Source organism: Sulfitobacter sp. TMED3, from assembly GCF_002167505.1.
Lineage (GTDB): Bacteria > Pseudomonadota > Alphaproteobacteria > Rhodobacterales > Rhodobacteraceae > Sulfitobacter > Sulfitobacter pontiacus.
The window spans coordinates 24,994-45,305 of record NZ_NHBI01000051.1; the positions used below are offsets into that span (position 1 = coordinate 24,994).

Consider the following 20,312-nt stretch of genomic DNA (forward strand, 5'->3'; position numbering starts at 1 on the left):
AGATGAGCAGCCCAGAAGCAAAACCCTACCCCGGCACCCAAGCGGTCGACCACGGCAAGGCGCNCGCCGANGAATGGCCCCTGTTCGAGATTTTCATTCGCGGTCAGCACGGGCTGAGCCATCGCCACGTCGGGTCGCTTCACGCCGCTGACGCCGAAATGGCGATCAAGAATGCCCGCGATGTTTATACGCGCCGCAACGAAGGCGTGAGCATCTGGGTCGTCGAGGCCGCGCATATCGCCGCCTCCTCGCCCGAGGAAAAAGGCCCGCTGTACGAGCCCGCCAACGACAAAGTCTACCGCCACCCCACCTTCTTTGACATTCCAGACGAAGTGGGGGCGATGTGAGCACGGCGAATATAGACCCTAACAAAGGCGATTTGTTCGAATTTCTATGCCGGATGGGGGATAACACCCTTGTTCTGGGGCACCGCGTTTCGGAATGGTGCGGCCACGCCCCCGTGCTGGAGGAAGACATCGCGCTGGCGAATACCGCNCTGGATCTGATCGGCCAGACCACGCTTTGGCTGGATCTGGCGGGTAAGGTCGAAGACGCGGGTCGCGATGCGGATCGGCTTGCCTTTCACCGTGACGTCTGGGATTTCCGCAATCTGTTGTTGGTCGAACAGCCCAACGGCGATTTCGGCCAGACGATCATGCGCCAGTTCCTGTTTGACGCATGGCACCTGTCGCAGCTGACCGCCCTGATGGAAAGCAGCGATGCACAGATCGCCGCCATCGCGGAAAAGNCGAGCAAAGAGGTGACCTACCATCTGGAGCGCGCGACAGACACGGTGATCGGCCTTGGCGACGGGACCGAGGAAAGCCACCGCCGCATGCAGAACGCGCTGGACCTGTTGTGGCCCTATGTCGGGGAAATGTTCGTCGCGGACGCNGTGGACGAGGCTATGGTCNCAGCNGGCATCGCGCCCGATCCTGCCTCCCTGCGCNCCGCCTANGATACCTTGGTGAACGATGTCTTCACCGCCGCCACGCTNANACGGCCCGANAGCGATTTNGGNCATCGCGGNGGCAAATCCGGNAAACGCCATTCGGAACATCTGGGGCATATGCTGNCGCAGATGCAATGGCTGCAACGCGCCTACCCGGATGCGACATGGTAGNCGAAAAGCCTTCGTTAGAGACTGTTTGGGGCTGGCTNCACGCCGTGCCGGACCCCGAGATTCCGGTAATCTCGCTGACCGACCTGGGGATCATCCGCGATGTGCAATGGCAGGNTGACACGCTAGAGGTCACGGTGACGCCGACCTACTCCGGCTGCCCCGCGACGACGATCATCAACCTTGATATCGAAACGGCATTGCGCGGGCACGGGATCGAAAAACTGGCTCTAAAGCGGCAACTTTCGCCTGCCTGGNCCTCTGACTGGATGACCGACGCGGGCCGCGCCAAGCTGGAAAGCTACGGCATCGCCCCGCCCCAACCCGCAGGTGGCCCCGAACGCTGCCCCCGGTGCCAATCGACGCATCTGGAAAAGATCAGCCAGTTCGGATCGACCCCCTGCAAGGCGCAATGGCGCTGCACCGACTGTCTGGAACCCTTCGATTATTTTAAGTGTATCTGACCCATGAGCCAATTNCTCCCCTTATTAGTGACTGATATTCACCGCACCATCCGCGACGCGGTGNTCTTGACCCTACANCCCGAAGACCCAAAGGCGTTTGCCTTCAAGCAGGGTCANTATCTGACCTTCAAACAGGANTTCGACGGGACCGAGCTGCGCCGCAACTATTCCATTTGCGCCGGTCTGGACGACGGCGTGCTGCAAGTGGGGATCAAGCGGGTCGATGGCGGTGCCTTCTCTACCTTTGCGAACGAGGTGNTGAAGGTCGGGGATACGCTNCATGCCATGCCCCCCCAAGGCACGTTTTCCGCCGGGTTAGAGCCTGATNGCGCGCGGAATTACCTTGGCTTTGCCGGCGGNTCGGGGATCACGCCNGTGCTGTCGATCCTCAAGACGGTGCTGAAACGCGAGCCCAAATCGACCTTTACGCTGGTCTATGCCAACCGCGCTGTGAACACGATCATGTTCCGCGAAGAGCTGGAGGATCTCAAGAACCGCTATATGGGCCGGTTGAGCGTCATTCACATGCTGGAGAGCGGGCAGGACATCGACCTGTTCACNGGCCGTGTAGACCAGAATAAATGNGCCGAGTTGTTCAAGACCTGGATCGACGTGTCGGACATGGACATGNCCTTTATCTGNGGGCCGGAGCCGATGATGCTGGCCATCGCGGATGCCCTGAAAACCCACGGGTTAGAGCCTGATCAGATCAAGTTCGAACTGTTCAGCGAAAGCCAGCAGGGCCGTCTGGCGAAACAGGAAATGGCCAAGCGCAGCGAAGGTCAGGCGCAAACGCAGGTGACCGTGAAAATCGACGGCGCGCANCACAGCTTTACCATGGCNAAGGGGCANTCGGTGCTGGATGCCGCGCTAGAGAATAACCTTGATGCGCCCTTTGCCTGCAAGGCGGGGGTCTGTTCGACCTGCATGTGCAAGGTCACCGAAGGCGAGGTCGAGATGCTNTCGAACCACGCGCTNGAGGACTACGAAGTTGAACGNGGATACCGGCTGAGCTGCCAAAGNTATCCGCTGAGCGACACGCTTTTCATTGACTACGACCATCACTAAGGGNCCCAATATGCGCGATATCCAAAGCTTTGCCGCCGGACAATGGATCAACCCCGGCGCCGGTGCACGCAACATCGCAAGTGCTATCACCGGCGATGTGATCGCCCAAGCCGGCAATGACGCGCTGCAGGTTCAAACGATGCGGGCCTATGCCCGCGACGTCGGCGGCCCTGCCCTGCGCAAGCTGACCTTTCACGACCGAGCCCGGATGCTCAAGNCCGTCGCGCTCTACCTCAATGACCATAAACAGAGCCTATACGAGCTGTCGTTCGACACAGGCGGCACGCAGGCTGACCACATGATCGACGTGGATGGCGGGATCGGCACGATGCAGGTCTACGCCGCCAAGGGTCGCCGCGAAATGCCGGATGATCAGGTCTATCTTGATGGTCCCGTTGAACAGCTGGGCCGCGCGGGTCAGTTCATGGGCCGCCACATCTGCACGCCGNTGCAGGGCGTTGCGGTGCATATCAACGCGTTCAACTTCCCCGTTTGGGGCATGTTGGAAAAGCTCGCCCCGACGCTGCTTGCCGGGGTGCCTGCCATCGTTAAACCCGCCACCGCCACCTGTCAGGTGACCGAGGCCTGTTTCCGCCTGATGATCCAATCCGGTATTCTGCCAGACGGCGCGATCCAGTTGGTGACGGGGGGCTTGGGCGATATGCTGGACCACCTCGATTGTCAGGATGTCGTCAGCTTTACCGGCTCTGCTGAAACGGCACTGAAACTGCGCAGCANCCCTGTGTTGGTCGAACGCTCCGTCCGGTTCGCGTCNGAACAGGATAGTCTCAATGCCTCNGTGTTAGGGTCTGATGCGGGCCCCGGCACGCCCGAGTTTGATCTGTTTGTGAAAGAGGTCCAGCGCGAGATGACGGCCAAGGCGGGGCAGAAATGCACCGCCATCCGCCGGATCATGGTACCGCANCCCCATGTGGANGCGCTGATCGCCGCGCTGTCGGACCGGNTGGCCAAAGTCACCATCGGCGATCCNCGNCTTGAAGGCACGAAAATGGGCGCGCTTGTTTCGCAATCGCAGCGCCGCGACGTGCTNGAGAAAGCCGCCCTGATCGGGTCNGAGGCGACGCGTGTCTTTGGCGACCCCGATGCCTTTGCGGTCGAGGGTGCGGATGCCCAGAAAGGNGCNTTTGTCCCGCCGATGCTGTTCCACTGCGCCGATCCCGATGCCGCCACGCATGTGCACGACACCGAGGCTTTTGGCCCTGTGTCCACCATCATGCCNTACCGCGACACCGATCACGCCATCGCGCTGCTGAACAAAGGCAAAGGGTCNCTGGTCGCNTCCATCATCACCCGCNACGGCGAGACCGCNCGCGACATGGTGATGGGCGCAGGCGCGTTTCACGGGCGGCTCTATTTCAANAACCGCGACTCGATGGCCGAGGCGACGGGCCACGGTGCCCCCCTGCCCCANATGGTCCACGGGGGNCCGGGGCGTGCAGGNGGCGGCGAGGAACTGGGCGGCGTGCGCGGTGTCATGCACTATATGCAGCGCACCGCCATTCAGGGCAGCCCCGATATTCTGACCGCCATCGGCAAGCAATGGGTGCCCGGCGCGACCGAGATTTCGGACCGCGACCACCCGTTCACCCGCCGCTTTGNCGCGCTGGATCTGGGCGAGACGTTCAATTCNGCCAGCCGCACCGTGTCGCTGGAGGATATCGAGACNTTCGCCCATTTCACCGGTGATACGTTTTACGCGCATATGGATGACGCNGCCGCCAAGGCNAACCCGTTCTTTCCNGGCCGTGTNGCCCATGGCTATCTGCTGCTGAGCTTTGCCGCAGGGCTGTTCGTGCAGCCNGACCCCGGCCCTGTGCTGGCGAATACCGGGCTGGACAACCTGCGCTTTATGGCACCGGTGCANGCGGGCGACAGCATNAAGGTNCGGCTCAGNGTCAAGGCAAAGACGCCTCGCAATGACGAATACGGTGAGGTACGCTGGCACGTGACCCTGACCAATCAGGATGATGCCGCCGTGGCCGAGTATGAATTGCTGACGATGAATGCCTATTGACGACTTTGACCTTGCGATCGCCCCTCTGAAAGACCTTGGCGGCCAGCGCGTCTGGTCTTTGATGATCAGTCTCTTTGGTGATCTGGCCCGACAGGAAGGGCAGATCATCGGCGGGCCGGTGCTGTCGGCGATCATGTCGGCGATGGACGTCCGCCCCGAGGCCGCGCGCGTGGCCNTGCATCGTTTGCGNAAGGACNAATGGATCGCNTCCGAGAAACACGGGCGGATCAGCCATCACAGCCTNACCCCCGAAGGCCGCGCCCAAAGTCAGGCGGCCAGTGGCCGGATCTACGCCACCCCTGACGATCTGCCGGAGCACTGGCAAATGGTCGTGACCGATGACGCCGACTATGGCGCGCTGGAAAAGGCGGGATTCACCACGTTGATGCCGCGCCTATATGTCGGGGANGCCGNCCTGCCTGTGCCGAANGATGCCGCCACGCTGCCCGGTNAGGCTGNCCCCGACTGGATGAAACGCCAGCTAGAGCCTGCCTCCCTTGCCGAAAGCTATGCGCAGCTGTCAGACGCCTTGCACCATGTCGCGCGCGACCTTGCCGGTGCCGACACGCTAACGCCGTTGCAAATTGCGACCCTACGCTGCCTGATCGTGCATAATTGGCGCCGCCTTGCGCTGAAGCATCCCGCGCTGCCGCGTCCGCTGATCCGCGATGATTGGGCCGGTCTGGTCGCGCATCAAAGGGTTGCTGCCCTGCTCGCGGCCTATCCACGCCCCGACCTGCCGGAAATCGCCACCGCCTGAGGCCGCGCAGAAAGCGATGCTTTCCCAACGCGCGCCGTCGGGATATAGGNAGGGCATGACAAATACAGTTTACCAAAATGACCTGCCCGACGGGCTGAACCTTGGACCGATGGTCGCGATCGATTGCGAAACCATGGGGCTGCATCCGCACCGTGACCGGCTGTGTGTNGTGCAGNTGTCCGGCGGTGACGGGAACGCGCATCTGGTCCAGATNGCCAAGGGCCAGACCGAGGCCCCTAATCTTTGNGCCCTGCTTGAAGACCCGCATGTGCTCAAGCTGTTCCACTATGGCCGGTTTGACATNGCNGCTTTGCTGAACACCTTTGGGGCCAAGGCCGCGCCGGTCTATTGCACCAAGATCGCCAGCCGCCTTGTGCGCACCTATACCGACCGCCACGGGCTTGCCAAACTCTGCCAAGAACTGCTGAGCGTCGATATCTCCAAACAGCAGCAATCCAGCGATTGGGGTGCCGAGACGCTGACCAAAGCGCAGATCGACTATGCCGCCTCGGACGTGCTGCACCTGCACAAGCTGCGGGACGTGCTGAACCAGATGTTGATCCGCGAAGGACGCATCGAGCTCGCGCAAGCGTGTTTTGAATTTTTGCCAACCCGTGCCCAACTCGATTTGGATGGCTGGCCCGAAACGGATATTTTTGCACACGCATGACCACACCTTTCCTAGATACCGCCCGCCGCGTCATCCGCACCGAAGCCCAAGCGCTTGAACAACTGGCCGACAGTCTGGACGACCGTTTTCGTCAGGCNATCGACCTGCTGGTCGCGACCCGTGGNCGGGTGATTGTCACCGGCATCGGCAAGTCCGGCCATATCGCCAAAAAGATCGCNGCGACGCTGGCAAGCACNGGCACGCCCGCGCAGTTCGTCCACCCTGCCGAGGCAAGCCACGGCGATCTGGGGATGATCACCGGCGATGATGTGGTGCTTGCGATCTCGAACTCGGGCGAAGCGCCGGAGCTTGCCAATCTGATCGCCTATTCGCGNCGCTTTTCCATCCCGCTGATCGGCATCACCAGCCGCGCGCAAAGCAGCCTTGGNGCGCAATGCGACGTGGTGCTGGAACTGCCGCAANTGGCAGAGGCCTGCGGGACCGGCGTGGTGCCGTCGACATCGACCACGATGACACTGGCGATGGGGGATGCTGTGGCGATTGCCCTGATGGAAAATCGCGCCTTCACCGCCGAACATTTCCGCGAATTCCACCCCGGTGGCAAACTTGGCGCACGGCTTAGCCGCGTCGCTGACCTGATGCACACGGGCGATGCGCTTCCGCTGGTGCAGGTCGATGCCCCGATGTCCGACGCGCTGATGGCGATGAGCAGTAAATCCTTTGGCGTGGTGATTGTCACCGACAGCAACGGCGCGCTGGCCGGTATCATCACCAGCGGCGATTTGGGGCGTCACCTGGACGGGCTGATGTCCAAAACCGCGCGCGAGGTCATGACGCCGACCCCTGTCACCGTCGCACCCGACGCGCTGGCGGAAAAGGCCGTGGGCATCATGAACGCCCGCAAGATCACCTGCCTTCTGGTGCTGGACCCCGCCCAAGGGGACGTCCCCGCAGGTCTGCTGCATATCCACGACTACCTACGCGTCGGTCTGGGCTAGGGCGCGATGCAGGGGGACCGTTACACAAGGCTGATCTCTTGGCTCAAGGTGCTGTTCCCCTTGGCAGCGCTTGGCCTGCTGTCGACCCTATTCCTGCTGTCGCGCGCGATTGATCCCGGGCAGGCCATCCCCTTTGCCGAGAAAGAGGTGCAAGATCGCCTGCGCGACCAGCAGATCACCGGCCCCTTCTTTACCGGCGCAACGTCAGAGGGGGACGAGCTGTCGTTCTACGCCGATGTGCTCACCCGCCCCGACGGGCAGACCGGCATGAACCACGCCGAAAACCTGCGTGCGACGATCAACACCCCCGAGGGATCGACCTTTCGCCTGCAATCGGATCTCGCCGATTTTGACATTGCCGAGGACGTGGCCGATCTGCTGGGCAAGGTGATCCTGACGACCTCGACCGGATACCGGCTGCAAAGCGAAAAGATCACGTCAGACCTGTCGGGGCTGAATATCCAGTCGCCGGGCGCGGTCCACGGCACCACCCCAGGTGGTACGCTGGAGGCTGGTGCCATGTCGATAACGCAAACAGATGAACAAACCGCCCCCCAATTGGTTTTCACAAACCGGGTGAAGCTGATATACAAACCGAAATCCAAATCAGAGTGACGCACGTGAAACACCTACTGCTGCCCGTTTTCCTGCTCCTTTCCGCGATGCCAATCGCCGCACAAGGGACCAATGTGGCCTTTGGGTCGATCCGTCAGGATACCGGCCTGCCCGTCGAGGTGACCGCCGACAACCTGTCAGTCGATCAAGGGGACGGATCGGCTGTTTTCACTGGGAATGTGCTGATCGGTCAGGGCGAGATGCGCCTGTCCGCCGCACGCGTTCTGGTTGTGTACCGTGCAGACGCCGAAGGCATCGCGCGGCTTGAAGCGACGGGCGGTGTGACCCTTGTCTCGGGCAAGGACGCCGCCGAATCAGAGCGCGCGGATTACGACATCGACACGGGCACGATCGTGATGTCGGGGAACGTGCTGCTGACCCAAGGGCGCAATGCGCTCAGCTCTGACACGATGAGCGTCAAGCTGTCGGACGGCACGGCGCAGATGTCCGGCCGCGTGAAAACAATCCTGCAAACGGGCAGCAACAACTGATGTCTTCCCCGAATTTGACGGTCACGGATGGCGCAAGCGGTCTGCGCATCGAACACCTGCGTAAATCCTACCGCAAGAAAACCGTGATCCGCGACTTCTCGATGGAGCTGAACCGGGGCGAGGTTGTTGCCCTGCTGGGGCCGAACGGGTCCGGCAAGACGACCACGTTTTACGCCGTGGCCGGGCTGGTCATGCCCGAAGGCGGCACTGTCACGATTGATGGCAAGAACGTCACCACCCTGCCGATGTATCGCCGCGCACAGCTTGGCATCGGCTACCTCCCGCAAGAGATGAGCATCTTTCGCGGGCTGAGCGTGCAAGACAATATCTCGGCGATTCTGGATATCTCTATCTCTGACGCGCGCGGGCGGCGTGAACGGCTTGAAGCCTTGCTGTCGGAATTTTCCATCGAACACCTGCGCCGTGCGCCGGCCTTGGCCCTGTCAGGCGGGGAGCGTCGCCGCGTGGAAATCGCCCGCTGTCTGGCGGCCGATCCCAAATACCTGCTGCTCGACGAGCCCTTTGCGGGCGTGGACCCGATTTCGGTGGATGACATCCGCCATCTGGTTGCCGATCTGAAAAAGCGCGGCATCGGCGTGCTGATCACCGACCATAACGTGCGGGAAACATTGGATATTGTGGACCGTGCCTACATCTTGCACGAAGGCACTGTGCTGATGTCCGGCACCCCCGAAGAGGTCGTGCAGAACGAGAATGTGCGCCGGGTCTACCTGGGCGATAACTTCCGCATTTCCTAATCAACTACAGACATATTGCGCTAGTTTCCGCACATCCATGCGCCGGATTCATTTGACAACGCGGCCCAATCACGCGCTCAATAGGACTATGGCGAGACGGCGTATCATGTTTGTGCTGCATCCCCCCCTTCCCAAAGGGATGGTGTCTCTCAAACTCGTCGCATCGTTATTCACCCGCATCTGACCCCGCCTTTACCGCATTTTATGCGGCCTATGGTGTTGTCCGGATCATAAGAACAAGGAGAATTTATGCGGTACCAAATCAGTGGCAAACAAATCGACATCGGCGAAGCCCTGCAAACGCATGTGAAAACGGAATTGGGCGAAGCTGTCCAGAAGTATGCTGAGCGTCCGACGGACGCGAATGTCATCTTTTCCAAATCCGGTCACGAGTTCGTCTGCGAAACGACGGTGCACCTATCGACTGGCCTTACGGCGTCAGCGAAAGCGCATGCTACTGATATCTATGGATCTTTCGATTCATGTGCAGCAAAGATGGAAAAGCAGCTGAGGCGCTACAAGCGACGGTTGAAAGATCACCATCGCGAGCGTGCGCAACCGGTTGAACTTTTCGGTGCATCCTCGTATATCCTCGCCTCAGAAAGCGATTCAGACGCGCAGGAACCCGAAACACTCCAACCCATGATCATCGCGGAAATGCAGACCAAGATCGCGACCTTGTCTGTGGGTGAAGCTGTGATGCAGATGGAAATTTCGGGAACGCCTGTCGTGGTCTTCCGCAAAGACGGTCAAGAAGGCGTAAACGTTGTCTACCGTCGCGATGACGGCAACATCGGCTGGATCGATCCGTCGTAACACAAACCGGACCCATCAGCGGCCGAGAACAGAGCGAGCAGAATGAATTTTGCGAAACTCCTAAAGCCGGGGGCTGTCAAAGTCCTCACATCGGCCTCAAGCAAGAAACGCCTGCTCCACGACATCGGGGAGCTGGCGCATAATGCTTACGGCTTGAAAGCCGCCGCGGTGGTCGAAGCCTTGATGACGCGCGAGTCCCTTGGTCCGACAGGCGTGGGCCACGGGGTCGCGCTGCCCCACGCGCGGCTTGAAGGTCTGGACAATGTGCTGGGGGCCTTTGTGCTTCTCGACAAGCCGATCGATTTCAACGCGGTCGACCGCCAGCCGGTCGATATCGCCTTTGCCCTGTTTGCCCCTGAAAGCGCGGGTGTCGAACACCTCAAGGCGCTGGCGCTGGTGTCGCGTACACTGCGCAATGCCTCTGTCTGTTCTAAGCTGCGGGCCAACCCGGACCCTGCCACGCTTTACGCGATCCTGACCGAAGCACAGGCAACGCAGGCCGCCTAAGCGGCGCTACCCCCAGCTTTTGAACCCGAACATCATATAGTCCCGTTGGTACGCGTCGGATGCGCGTTTTTCGATGTCGGCATCATAGATGTCGGCCAGCGCATAGGGGTGGGTTGCGGGTCGTGCGGGCAAGGCTGCGGGCGGTTGCACCCCGACGCTTTGCGCCAAGGCTGACAGNTCTGCGGCNAGNGCGTCCTCGCGGATGATCCGGTCNGGCAAGGCGAATTCNCCGAAACCCTGTACCGCCTGCGCCTGCGTGCACCANGCCTGATCCACACGGATTGCNGTCTGCCCGTTCAGATTCCCCTTGAGGAAGGTCAGAAACGCCTTGAACGCCGNGCGATGCGCGTCGGCGTCATAGCTGTTGTCCGGTTCGCCTTTCGGCAGCGGCAGCTTGTAGCGGTTGATCAACGTCGTGCGCAGCTGCGGGTAGCTGCCTTTGNCNGTGGTCACGATGTGCCGGCAGAACGCGTCATGCGCACGGTCCACCGGATGCCGCAGCACGGTGAAACTGCGGTGACCGGGATGCCGGCGCTTCCATTGGCGCAACTGNTTCTGGTTCAACTTGGTTTGCAGCTTGTCCCGCCCGACACCATCCAGCGCCGCCATCCAGTCCAGCACCTGCGGCTCTGGCCCGCTGCGCAAGGGCAAATAAAGCAACGGAGCTTCGGCCGCCGCGACATAGGACGGCACCACCGGCCCGCGGCGGGGTTCGAAATTCGGGGTGCGGGTCAGGTCGAAGCGATCCATCCGGCCAAGCGCATCCAGCATATCGTCATAATTGCTGACCTTGGCCGAGATCGGGTCGGGGTTCTGCTTTTTCAGACTTTTATCCAACGCCTCTAGCGGNTGNTCCACGCCCAGATACCGCGCCAGACCGTTCATCACCTCGACGCTTTGCAGATCCTCATANGCCACGTAAAACGCCGTCTGCCCCAGCTTCTGCAACCGGTTCAACAGTGTCAGTTGGAACGCCTGAAGTGCCTCTAGGTGNTCCGAGAATTCTTCTTCGTCAAAGACGGCTTGCGCCTTNTTCCGCGCTTTCACNTCCGTCANTTTCCACTGNCCNGTGCTGCGNGCGATCTTCCANCTGACGTAGCTTTCGACAGGGTTGCGCGTCAGGATNATCTTGGCGCAGGTNNCGTCNTCCANCAGCGGNTCCAGNACGCGCGGNTCGTGGTTGTGGAAATAGCGAAACCCGCCGATGCCCTTGGTCTTGTCGCGTATCGCAACCAGCAGNTTTGTCGGGTCGTCGTCCCGTGTTTGCTGGTCTATGCCCAAAATCTCGGTGCTTTTGGGGTAGCCGATAAAATGCGGGTTGAAGGCCTCGCCGTGGCAGGTGATCCCGTCAAAGGCNTTCAGGTTACTCTCCAGAAAGTTGGAGCCCGTGCGCATTTCGGCAAAGACGACAAAGCTTTTGAATTTAGAACTCATATTTATTGCACCAGATAGGGTTTGCGCGGCGGTTTCTGGGGGGCCGACATGCCACGTTCAACNGGNAAGTCGCCCATCAGATAGGGGTGCATCCCCTGGTTCTTGAGGTTCTGCAGGAATTGGCCAAAGCCGGTGAGATCCGCCATCTTCGGAACCTCGGACAGACGACCGGTTTTGACCTGCCCNATCTCGTCCAGNATGCTTTGCAGCGGCTCCATCGGGGCTTCGATGAATTCGGCCATCGTCCAGATCCGCACCCGCGCCTTGGCGTAATGCGACCGCAGCACCTTCATGTGTTCGCTTTCGATCTTTTGCAGCGCGGCGGCGGTGCGGCGAATGTCGGCGAAATCCTGATTGGACCGGAACANCGGCACNGCCCAAGCCCCGGTGATCACCGACACCTGCGCATTCGGATCCTTGGCGATGTTCCAGACGATATCCTGATTGTCCTGTGGTCCGAACTGGAAGCATTGACGTTCGCCACGGGTGTTCCAGATCAGATTGGTCAGAAANGCCTTGGGGTCGTAGTCGCGTATCTTGGCGCTATTGCTCAGCGCCCCGTTGATCGAGTTCTGCCCATCGGCAAAATGCACGCGATCCGGTGCGAACAGATGGCCATGCACCCGCGCGCCGGTGGATTTGGTGAGCCAGGGTTCAAAGTTCTCGAACAGCTCGACAAATCCCTGAAACACGGAATAGGGCGCGGCAGTGACGCCGTTTTCCCANTCTTCATTGGGGAAGCGGCTTTGCATATAGAGCCCCGCCCGCCCCCGCGTGCGCCGTTCAACCGCTTTGGCAAAGACACGGTCAATCTTGCCGGGGTTNGGCTCTGTCCGCTTCATGGCACCCGCCTCATCGGTGAGGAACGCCTCGTAGAGCCTGTCCGCTTTGGGCCATATCTTGCGCGCGACAAAGCAATCGGACCGCCGCAGAAGCTGGAGGTGATCGTCGTAAAAGATATGCGGCTTGCCCTGAAAATCGAATTTGGACAGGGTCAGCGACCGACTTTCGATCTGGGTCGAATACAGCCGGGCGAGCGTCTGGAAGTAGCTTTCATCCGGTATCCAGACGTGGCGGAAATANGCGTCGTATGCNGCGCGTTTCGGNTCTTGCAGGATCGCCGACAGGGTTTGNCGCGTCAGGCACCACCATTGCGACCCCATATGCGGCACNACCCCCTTGGGGATACGCCGTTTGAGCCCGATAAAGCGNTGNANNGCNACCGCCTTGTCGAACAGATAGCGCCGCCGTTTCCACGAGAAGGGAAAACGCATGGTAAAACGTTCTTCGTCCAGCCCGCCAACGGTCCAGGGCACATCGGCTGTGGTGGCGCTTTCGATGAAATCGGTGCGCGGGCGGGCGGCAAGATAGTCGATCAGCTCTTTCACCGGACGCAGCGGCAGGCATGACCCCGATGCCAGATATACATGGCGCACATCCGGAAAGCGGTTCAGCATCATCTCGGACGCGGTTTGCGAGGCGGCCACCAGCCCCCATGTCCCCCATTCGCAACGGTATCTTTTGCTGAACACCAGCGCGGGCACATCCGCCAACGCCTGCACAAAAGCATCATGGGTCTGGCGTGGCACCGATTTATCGACATGGATCACCACCGGACAGCCCGCCGCCGCCCAATGCCGCGCGACCTGTTCGGCGCGGCCAAGGGCGGTGTGCACCAGCATGACGATCCCGACGCTCATGCCCAGTTCCCCTTGGACATGAGACCCAGAATCTCGAGCTGGCGCCAGTTGATATATTTCTCGGACCACTTGCCCCACAGCTGCGGGTTCTGGTCGGGGTTGTTGGCATAGGTCTTGTATTCGATGGATTTGGCATAGTGCTGGCCGCGCACAAGCTCCTCTGCCGCTTTGGCGCTAAAGGTATCCAGGAATTTGGCATGAAGCAGCACGCCTGATGCTTTCTCTCCGCCCCATTCGTCATAGACACGGTTCAACCCGCGCGGCAGCAGCATATGGGTGGAACTGACATAGGCATAGCGCCGGTCCCATTTGACCAGGGGCACCTTGTTCAGCGCGGGGGCCTTGGCGGGCTTATGTTTGAAAAATACCCGCGCACGCGGCCCGCCCTGTATCCACAGGTTTCCATATTTGGCATTGCGCGAAATCGCGTAGTTGCCGCTGTCGAACCACGATGCGATCTCCATCGGGTTCTGCCCCTCTCGATAGGGTTCATCCCCCAACCGTCCCTTGGGGTAGACATCCAGCAGCATCGCACCAAAGCTGCGGATCTCGCAGTTGTCCAGCCAGTCGGTCAGCGCCTGAACCGGCCGCGTATCGCAAAACGGATAGACAAAGAATTCATCCGGATCGACCACCAGCACCCAATGCCCGTGCGCGTATTTGCGTTTGAGGTAGTTCATCCAGTCGACACCGAACCCCGACCGCCGATAGCTGGCATCCGTATGCCAGACAGAGACATCCTTCATCCCGCGCAGGTAATCGGCACTGCCGTCGTCGGACCCGTTATCGACAAAGAGAAAGTGGTTGATCCCCAGCTCTCGATAATACTCCAGGAAATACGGGAGCCGGATTTTCTCGTTCCGCATGGTGCAGACAAGCAAGACATCATCGGGACGGATGGCGCTGGTGTTGTCCTGAACATGTGTCAGCTCGGACGACTTGCGCAGCGCCCGGATCAACCGCCGCTTGCGCCGCACGCGCATCTTGTAAGAATCCCAAAGGCTCACGTGTTCTCCATACCCTGCGCGGAATGCCCCGCCGGCCTAAGGCCTTCATTCCATCAGGTTCCAAGCCAATATGTCATGGGCCGTGTTCATAAACAACGTACTTTGAAACAGTTACGCGTTGCACGAATGACGGGCAGGACCGAGGAATATCAAGCCCAGGGGCTGCGCATCAGGTCGCAGTCGTCCAGATCCGCCGGTCCGGTATAGCGCCGCGCATCTGCGTGCCACAGATCGGGGGCGTCGGCGATCTGGTCATAGTAACCGTCAAACTGCTCCGGGTTGTGAAAATGCTGCCCCCGTGCCTTTTCCTGACGGGACTTCGCAATGATCTCTGGCAGGAACTTACTGTGCAGCAACACCCCCGAGACCGTCTTCCCCCCCGGCCCGTCGTAGATGTCATTCAGCGCGGGCGGCAGGATGGAGTGGGTCGAATTCACATAGACATAGCGCCGATGCCAGCGGACCAGCGGTATCTTGTTCAACGTCGGTGACTGGCTGGGACGATCGGCAAAGAAAACCCGTTCGCGGGCACCACCCTGCACCCAGAGATTGTTCATCGGCCACTGGCGCACCGCCCGATAGGGGGCGGGGTCGAACCAATCCAGCACCTGCGCCGGGTCTTGACCGGGGTCATAGGGCTGCGCGCCCAATGAGCCCTTTGGGAACATATCCAGCATCAGCGTGCCGAACCCTTTGCGCGCTTTACGCTCAAGTTGAGCGGTCAACACGGGCAGTTTCCGCGTCTCCATCTGGTCATAGACCAGCAGCTCGTCCGCATCGACGGTCAGGCACCAGCGCCCGTGCCCATGCCGCCANAGCANCCAGTTCAGCCANTCCAGCCCGAACCGCGACGCGCGATAGCTGGCAGAGGTTTGCCACAGGGTCACATCGGGCTGTGCCGCCAGCATTTCGGTGCTGCCATCGTCACTGCCATTGTCGATCATCAGAAAATGCGCAACGCCAAGATCGCGGTAGTGATCCAGAAAATACGGAAGCCGCGCGGACTCGTTGCGCAGCACGACAAAGGCGAGCACNCCNTCGCGCGGAATGGCGGGCCGCGTTGGTGCCTTCAACTGATGCCGCGACCGAAATGCACGCCACANCAGNCGCCGCCGTTTCAACCGCATCCGATAGGCACCCCANANNCGGGCCCCTCGNGACGCGGGAACAGCGGCGCTGTCGGTCATGCGCTATAGTGGCCGGTCTGGTGCCATCTCCACGCGTCGGTGATCATCTGCTGCAGGGTNGACCGTGTGGGNCGCCAGCCCAGCTCTGTCTCGGCGCGGACCGAGCCCGAGACCAGCTTGGTGCAATCGCCCGGNCGCCGGTCGCCTTCGGTCATGGGCACGGCGCGGTTGGTGACCTCGCGGCTGTGTTCCACAACCTCGCGCACGGAAAACCCGGTGCCGGTGCCCAGATTGAACACGCGACTGCCCTTATCCTCTCGCAGCCAGTTCAGCCCCAGAACATGGGCATCGACCAGATCGCAGACATGCACATAATCACGAATGCAGGTGCCATCGGGCGTATCGTAATCGGTGCCAAAGATCGTCAGCGCATCGCGTTTGCCGTCGATAGCGTCCAGCATCAGCGGGATCAAATGTGTCTCGGGCTGGTGGAATTCGCCGACCTCCCCTTCGGGGTCGGCACCGGCCACGTTGAAATAGCGGAAGATCACNCTTTGCAGGCCATAAGCCGCCTCGAAATCGCGCAGGATATCTTCGATCGCGCGTTTGGAGGCCCCGTAGGCGTTGATCGGGTGCTGCGCGCTATTTTCATCCAGCACGACATTGTCCTGATCNCCATAGGTCGCGCAGGTGGACGAAAAGACGAAGTGTTTGCAGCCTGCGGCAACCGTCGCCTCGATCAGGTTCANCGACCCTTCGACGTTGTTGCGCCAATAGGTGCCGGGCTGTTTCATNCTATCGCCCACTTGGCTAAGCGCGGCAAAATGCATGACGGCGACCGGCTGGTATTGTTCAAACGCGGCGTCAATCTCGGCGCGGTTCAGCAGGTCACCCTGCACGAACGGGCCGAATTTTACTGCGTCACGCCAGCCGGTGACCAGATTATCGAAGGTNACGGGGGTATGCCCTGCNGCGGCCAGCGCCTTGCACGCGTGCGACCCGATATAGCCCGCNCCGCCGGTGACCAAGATATTCGCCATACGCCCGTCCCTATCGTCCTGCGCTTATTGCGCTGCGGTTTCACCCTGCATGATGTCTTGCAGATACGCACGCAGATCATCGCGCAGCTCTTCACGTGNCANCCCNAAGGACACGGTCGCCTGCANGAAACCGGATTTGGANCCGCAGTCGAAACGCTGGCCNTTGAAGCGGTAGCCATAGACATCNTTNCCTTGNGTCAGCTCTGCTGCNATNGCGTCGGTCAGCTGGATNTCCCCGCCNGANCCGGACTTCAGCTGGTTCAGGTTNTTCAGCACGTTTGGCGACAGGATATAGCGGCCGATNACGGCAAGGTTCGACGGCGCGTCNTCGGCTTTGGGCTTTTCGACCATNCCCTTCACCTTGACCAGCTCGCCATCGGTTTGGCCCTCGTCGATGTCCAGCATCCCGTAGGAGGAGGATTTTTCAGGGTTCACTTCCATCGCCGCAACCATGTTGCCGCCGGTCTCGTTATAGGCTTCGATCATCTGCTGCAGGCAGGGCTTGTCGGCAGCGATCACGTCATCGGGCAGCATCACCGCAAAGGGTTCGTTGCCGATCAGACGACGGGCGCACCATACCGCGTGGCCCAGACCAAGCGCTTTGTGCTGGCGGATATAGGCGATGGCACCGCTGTCCATATTGGTGCTTTTCAGGATCTCCATCAGCTCTGTCTTGCCCTTGGAGCGCAGTTCCTGTTCCAGCACGGGAGAGTGGTCAAAGTAATCTTCCAGCGCGCCCTTGCCGCGGGAGGTGACGAAGATGAATTCCTTGATGCCCGCCGCGCGGGCCTCGTCGATGGCGTATTGCACCAGCGGGCGATCGACCAAGGTCATGATCTCTTTGGGGACAGATTTCGTCGCGGGCAAAAACCGCGTTCCCAAACCTGCCACCGGAAAAATCGCTTTTGTTACTTTCTTAGCCATGTGAAATCGTCGCCTTTATACATTTACGTGCGGATAACCGAGTTAGCGCTCATTGAATTGCAAACCACCATGCTGCCAGCCCTAAATATGGGCAGCGCCTAAAATATGGCGGCTTCTTGCTGATTTTGCGGTCAAAAGCTCCTTTATGCCGCAGCTTGCACATCTTTGCGCCTTATCCGCCGTTTTCGTTAAATAAATCAAAACGTCGGATCGCTGTGGCTTTATTCTTTACAGGTTGCACGCCCCACCGCAATATTGGTGATTGCGGGGGGCGGTGCGGTTACGCCAACCCCATCTCGGCCATCATCGCTTCGATCTTTGGCACATCTTCGGGGTTGTTCAGCTCCCAGAACTGGCGGCCCTTGGCCTCGACCTCGACGCAGAGCACCTTGTGGCTGTTTTCCATGAAGCGCAGCTGCTCCAACCCTTCAAGCTGTTCAAGCGGGCCGACCTTCCATGACGGATAGGCCGCCAGCGCGTCGGGGCGATAGGCATAGACGCCCACGTGGTGAAACACCGGCGTGGCATCGGTATCCTCATAGGTTTTCGACGTGAACGGCACGACTTCCTTTGAAAAATACATCGCCGCATGATCCGCTGCGAAAACGGCGGTGGTGCCCCCCACCCGACCNGCTTTGCGGTCGGCCAGCAGCCCGTTCAACGCCGCGCCATCGCAGCGCAATACCGGCGTCGCGATCCCGGCATCAGGGTCGCCTTGCAGACCCTGCACAAGGCTTTCGACAAACCAATGTGGTGTCAGCGGCGCGTCGCCTTGCAGGTTCACCACGATGTCATAGCCACCGCCCAGAACCGCATGGGCTTCGGCGCAACGCTCTGTCCCGTTGGCACAGTCGACCGAGGTCATCACCACCTCGGCCCCGAAGGCTTCGGCGGCGTCCTTGATGCGATCATCATCGGTGGCCACAACGACCTTGTCGACGCCCTGAACCTCGCAGGCAGCACGCCAGCTGCGTTCGATCAGGCTGCGTGCCGTACCGCTCGCCCCTGTCAACAGCGCCAGCGGTTTCGCCGGATAGCGGGTGGAGGCATAGCGGGCGGGAATGACAATAAGGACCGACATCAGGAGGCTTTCAGTTCAACGCCCGGCGCATGGGCGATAAAGAAGGGGTTGGCGAAATCGGCTTTGCCGTAGGTCAGCGGGGTCAGGTCGTCAAAGCGCACAACGGCCCCACCAGCGCCGGTCAGAACCGCGTGGCCTGCAGCCGTGTCCCATTCCATCGTGCGCCCGACGCGTGGGTACAGATCCGCCTCGCCCGTGGCGATCAGGCAGAACTTCAGCGACGAGCCCGCGCTTTTCATGTCGCGCACATTGTATTTCGCGATGTAGTCATCGGTCGCCTGATCGCGGTGCGACTTGGACGCGACGACCATCAGCGCGGCATTATCCGGCGTAGAGACTGATATCGGCTGCACAGGGCCCATGCTGTCTTTTGGGAAATCGCCGGTTTCCTCGACCGCGCTGCCATCGGCCAGCGTGAAGAACATGCGCGAACGGGCGGGGGCATAGACAACACCGCGCGTCGGCACGCCGCCTTCGACCAGCGCGATGTTCACGGTGAAATCACCCCGACGGTTGATGAACTCTTTCGTGCCGTCCAGCGGGTCCACGATCAGGAATGTATCGCCCGACGCCGAATGGGTGGCCGATTGCTCTTCCGTGACAAGCATCACATCAGGGAACGCCGCGCGCAGCCCGTCCGAGATGATCTTGTCNGCCGCTTCGTCGGCAATGGTCACGGGGCTTTCGTCGGATTTGGTTTTGACCTCGAAATCATCCGCGCCGTAAATCTCCATGATCTTGTCGCCTGCTTCGATCGACAAACGGCGCATCACCGTTACCAGTTGCTCATAATCCATAATGTCGCGGCCTTTTCAGTTTCGTTGATTACTTTGCGCAAACCCCTTATGATTGCGCCTTGACGGAACAGCAAGAATTCCGTGCGAGGGTACGTCACAAAGAGGCTTTACGATGTTTCAACCAAGGCGCACCAACACGGGCAATTTCCGCTCGGCCGTTAACTTCTTCGAACTCGTCTACCACTCCGTCGTGCGCTCTGTGCGCAAGCAGCACAATAATGCCTTTGCCGCCATCGGGATCAACATCCTGCAAGCGGTGATCTTTGTTGGCGTGTTCTATGTCATGTTCTCGGTTCTGGGGATGCGCGGGTCGGCCATTCGGGGCGATTTCGTGATCTACATCATGACCGGCATCTTTCTGTTCATGGTGCACACCAAAACGGTTGCCGCCGTCGCCGCTGCCGAGGGNCCGGCAAGCGCGATGATGAAACACGCGCCGATGACCACGATGATCGCACTGGCTGCGGCGGCCTTGGGCGCGCTGTATATTCAGATGCTATCGCTGATCCTGATCATGTCGGTCTATCACCTCGCCTTCAATCCGGTGGTGATCTACGANCCGTCGGGCGTGATGTTCATGCTGATGATCGCGTGGTTTACGGGCGTGGCCGTGGGGATGGTGCTGCTGGCCATCAAGCCTTGGGCACCGGCCTTTACGCAGATCTTCACGACGATNTACCANCGNGCNAATATGATCGCCTCGGGCAAGATGTTTCTGGCCAATTCGCTGCCGTCCTTCATGCTGGCCATGTTCGACTGGAACCCCTTGTTCCACGTCATCGACCAGGCGCGCGGATATGCGTTTATCAACTACAACCCGCGCTACAGTAACTGGGANTANGCGGTTTGGGTCGGTGTGGTCCTGATGGTGATCGGGCTGATGGGTGAATTCTACACCCGTAAACANGCCTCCGCGAGCTGGAGCGCGCGACGCTAGGC

22 protein-coding genes are annotated in these 20,312 nt (G+C 60.3%); 14 read left to right on the forward strand and 8 right to left on the reverse strand.

Annotated features, from left to right (window positions below; genetic code table 11):
• The first annotated feature begins 2 nt into the window (after positions 1 to 2).
• The 13 genes from paaB (at position 3) to CBB63_RS12850 (ending at position 10,263) form a co-directional block, all read left to right on the forward strand.
• On the forward strand, positions 3 to 347 hold the full coding sequence (gene paaB / locus CBB63_RS12790) for a 1,2-phenylacetyl-CoA epoxidase subunit PaaB (RefSeq protein ID WP_286699418.1): 345 nt from the start codon (positions 3 to 5) through the stop codon (positions 345 to 347).
• 53 nt (positions 348 to 400) lie between these two features.
• Positions 401 to 1,123 (forward strand): 1,2-phenylacetyl-CoA epoxidase subunit PaaC, encoded by a 723-nt coding sequence (paaC, locus tag CBB63_RS12795; RefSeq protein ID WP_286699463.1) that lies wholly within the window; start codon positions 401 to 403, stop codon positions 1,121 to 1,123.
• Positions 1,117 to 1,584, forward strand: coding sequence for a 1,2-phenylacetyl-CoA epoxidase subunit PaaD (gene paaD / locus CBB63_RS12800; protein WP_286699419.1), 468 nt, complete (start codon positions 1,117 to 1,119; stop codon positions 1,582 to 1,584). Before paaC ends, paaD begins: the two co-directional genes overlap by 7 nt.
• 3 nt (positions 1,585 to 1,587) lie before the next feature.
• Complete coding sequence (locus CBB63_RS12805) at positions 1,588 to 2,652, forward strand: 2Fe-2S iron-sulfur cluster-binding protein (RefSeq protein WP_286699420.1); 1,065 nt, start codon at positions 1,588 to 1,590, stop codon at positions 2,650 to 2,652.
• 10 nt (positions 2,653 to 2,662) lie between these two features.
• Positions 2,663 to 4,687 carry a phenylacetic acid degradation bifunctional protein PaaZ gene (paaZ, locus tag CBB63_RS12810; RefSeq protein WP_286699421.1) on the forward strand — a complete coding sequence of 675 codons (2,025 nt, stop codon included), beginning with the start codon at positions 2,663 to 2,665 and terminating at the stop codon, positions 4,685 to 4,687.
• 61 nt (positions 4,688 to 4,748) lie between these two features.
• Positions 4,749 to 5,447 (forward strand): PaaX family transcriptional regulator C-terminal domain-containing protein, encoded by a 699-nt coding sequence (locus tag CBB63_RS12815; RefSeq protein WP_502695929.1) that lies wholly within the window; start codon positions 4,749 to 4,751, stop codon positions 5,445 to 5,447.
• Between the two features lie 55 nt (positions 5,448 to 5,502).
• Complete coding sequence (locus CBB63_RS12820) at positions 5,503 to 6,117, forward strand: ribonuclease D (RefSeq protein WP_286699423.1); 615 nt, start codon at positions 5,503 to 5,505, stop codon at positions 6,115 to 6,117.
• Entirely contained in the window at positions 6,114 to 7,076 is a 963-nt protein-coding gene (locus CBB63_RS12825; protein ID WP_286699424.1) for a KpsF/GutQ family sugar-phosphate isomerase, read from the forward strand. The genes CBB63_RS12820 and CBB63_RS12825 overlap by 4 nt, the downstream gene beginning before the upstream one ends.
• A gap of 6 nt (positions 7,077 to 7,082) precedes the next feature.
• Complete coding sequence (locus CBB63_RS12830; protein WP_009825618.1) at positions 7,083 to 7,691, forward strand: LPS export ABC transporter periplasmic protein LptC; 609 nt, start codon at positions 7,083 to 7,085, stop codon at positions 7,689 to 7,691.
• Positions 7,688 to 8,182: an LptA/OstA family protein gene (locus CBB63_RS12835; protein WP_009825619.1), complete on the forward strand. Its 495-nt coding sequence runs from the start codon at positions 7,688 to 7,690 to the stop codon at positions 8,180 to 8,182. The genes CBB63_RS12830 and CBB63_RS12835 overlap by 4 nt, the downstream gene beginning before the upstream one ends.
• On the forward strand, positions 8,182 to 8,940 hold the full coding sequence (gene lptB, locus CBB63_RS12840; protein WP_005850564.1) for an LPS export ABC transporter ATP-binding protein: 759 nt from the start codon (positions 8,182 to 8,184) through the stop codon (positions 8,938 to 8,940). Before CBB63_RS12835 ends, lptB begins: the two co-directional genes overlap by 1 nt.
• A 249-nt stretch (positions 8,941 to 9,189) precedes the next feature.
• The gene (gene hpf / locus CBB63_RS12845; protein WP_005850565.1) at positions 9,190 to 9,756 is read left to right on the forward strand and encodes a ribosome hibernation-promoting factor, HPF/YfiA family; all 567 of its coding nucleotides are present in this window, start codon (positions 9,190 to 9,192) and stop codon (positions 9,754 to 9,756) included.
• Between the two features lie 42 nt (positions 9,757 to 9,798).
• Positions 9,799 to 10,263: a PTS sugar transporter subunit IIA gene (locus tag CBB63_RS12850; RefSeq protein ID WP_005850566.1), complete on the forward strand. Its 465-nt coding sequence runs from the start codon at positions 9,799 to 9,801 to the stop codon at positions 10,261 to 10,263.
• Positions 10,264 to 10,269: 6 nt separating this feature from the next.
• On the opposite strand, the gene CBB63_RS12855 is transcribed toward CBB63_RS12850, so the two are convergent.
• The 8 genes from CBB63_RS12855 to cysQ form a co-directional block, all read right to left on the reverse strand.
• Complete coding sequence (locus CBB63_RS12855; protein WP_286699425.1) at positions 10,270 to 11,697, reverse strand: nodulation protein NodH; 1,428 nt, start codon at positions 11,695 to 11,697, stop codon at positions 10,270 to 10,272.
• A gap of 2 nt (positions 11,698 to 11,699) precedes the next feature.
• Entirely contained in the window at positions 11,700 to 13,397 is a 1,698-nt protein-coding gene (locus CBB63_RS12860) for a DUF5927 domain-containing protein (protein ID WP_286699426.1), read from the reverse strand.
• Positions 13,394 to 14,380, reverse strand: a complete 987-nt coding sequence (locus CBB63_RS12865; RefSeq protein ID WP_286699464.1) for a glycosyltransferase family 2 protein — start codon at positions 14,378 to 14,380, stop codon at positions 13,394 to 13,396. The genes CBB63_RS12860 and CBB63_RS12865 overlap by 4 nt, the downstream gene beginning before the upstream one ends.
• A gap of 173 nt (positions 14,381 to 14,553) precedes the next feature.
• Positions 14,554 to 15,591, reverse strand: a complete 1,038-nt coding sequence (locus tag CBB63_RS12870) for a glycosyltransferase family 2 protein (RefSeq protein WP_286699427.1) — start codon at positions 15,589 to 15,591, stop codon at positions 14,554 to 14,556.
• Positions 15,588 to 16,571 carry a UDP-glucose 4-epimerase GalE gene (gene galE / locus CBB63_RS12875; RefSeq protein ID WP_286699428.1) on the reverse strand — a complete coding sequence of 328 codons (984 nt, stop codon included), beginning with the start codon at positions 16,569 to 16,571 and terminating at the stop codon, positions 15,588 to 15,590. The genes CBB63_RS12870 and galE overlap by 4 nt, the downstream gene beginning before the upstream one ends.
• 24 nt (positions 16,572 to 16,595) lie before the next feature.
• Positions 16,596 to 17,495, reverse strand: a complete 900-nt coding sequence (locus CBB63_RS12880; protein ID WP_286699429.1) for a UTP--glucose-1-phosphate uridylyltransferase — start codon at positions 17,493 to 17,495, stop codon at positions 16,596 to 16,598.
• 280 nt (positions 17,496 to 17,775) lie between these two features.
• Positions 17,776 to 18,576 (reverse strand): 3-deoxy-manno-octulosonate cytidylyltransferase, encoded by an 801-nt coding sequence (locus tag CBB63_RS12885; RefSeq protein ID WP_009825626.1) that lies wholly within the window; start codon positions 18,574 to 18,576, stop codon positions 17,776 to 17,778.
• The gene (gene cysQ, locus CBB63_RS12890; RefSeq protein WP_180828456.1) at positions 18,576 to 19,373 is read right to left on the reverse strand and encodes a 3'(2'),5'-bisphosphate nucleotidase CysQ; all 798 of its coding nucleotides are present in this window, start codon (positions 19,371 to 19,373) and stop codon (positions 18,576 to 18,578) included. The genes CBB63_RS12885 and cysQ overlap by 1 nt, the downstream gene beginning before the upstream one ends.
• Before the next feature lie 112 nt (positions 19,374 to 19,485).
• Here cysQ and CBB63_RS12895 point away from each other — a divergent pair, with 112 nt between their 5' ends.
• A complete protein-coding gene (locus CBB63_RS12895; protein WP_286699430.1) occupies positions 19,486 to 20,310 on the forward strand; it encodes an ABC transporter permease in 825 nt (274 codons plus the stop codon).
• Positions 20,311 to 20,312: the final 2 nt, after the last annotated feature.

Excerpts from the sequence above, each read along its gene's own strand:
- CBB63_RS12830 (WP_009825618.1), top strand. The coding sequence starts at position 7,083 with ATGCAGGGGGACCGTTACACAAGGCTGATCTCTTGGCTCAAGGTGCTG.
- lptB (WP_005850564.1), top strand. The coding sequence starts at position 8,182 with ATGTCTTCCCCGAATTTGACGGTCACGGATGGCGCAAGCGGTCTGCGC.
- hpf (WP_005850565.1), top strand. The coding sequence starts at position 9,190 with ATGCGGTACCAAATCAGTGGCAAACAAATCGACATCGGCGAAGCCCTG.
- CBB63_RS12850 (WP_005850566.1), top strand. The coding sequence starts at position 9,799 with ATGAATTTTGCGAAACTCCTAAAGCCGGGGGCTGTCAAAGTCCTCACA.
- CBB63_RS12865 (WP_286699464.1), bottom strand. The coding sequence starts at position 14,380 with ATGCGCGTGCGGCGCAAGCGGCGGTTGATCCGGGCGCTGCGCAAGTCG.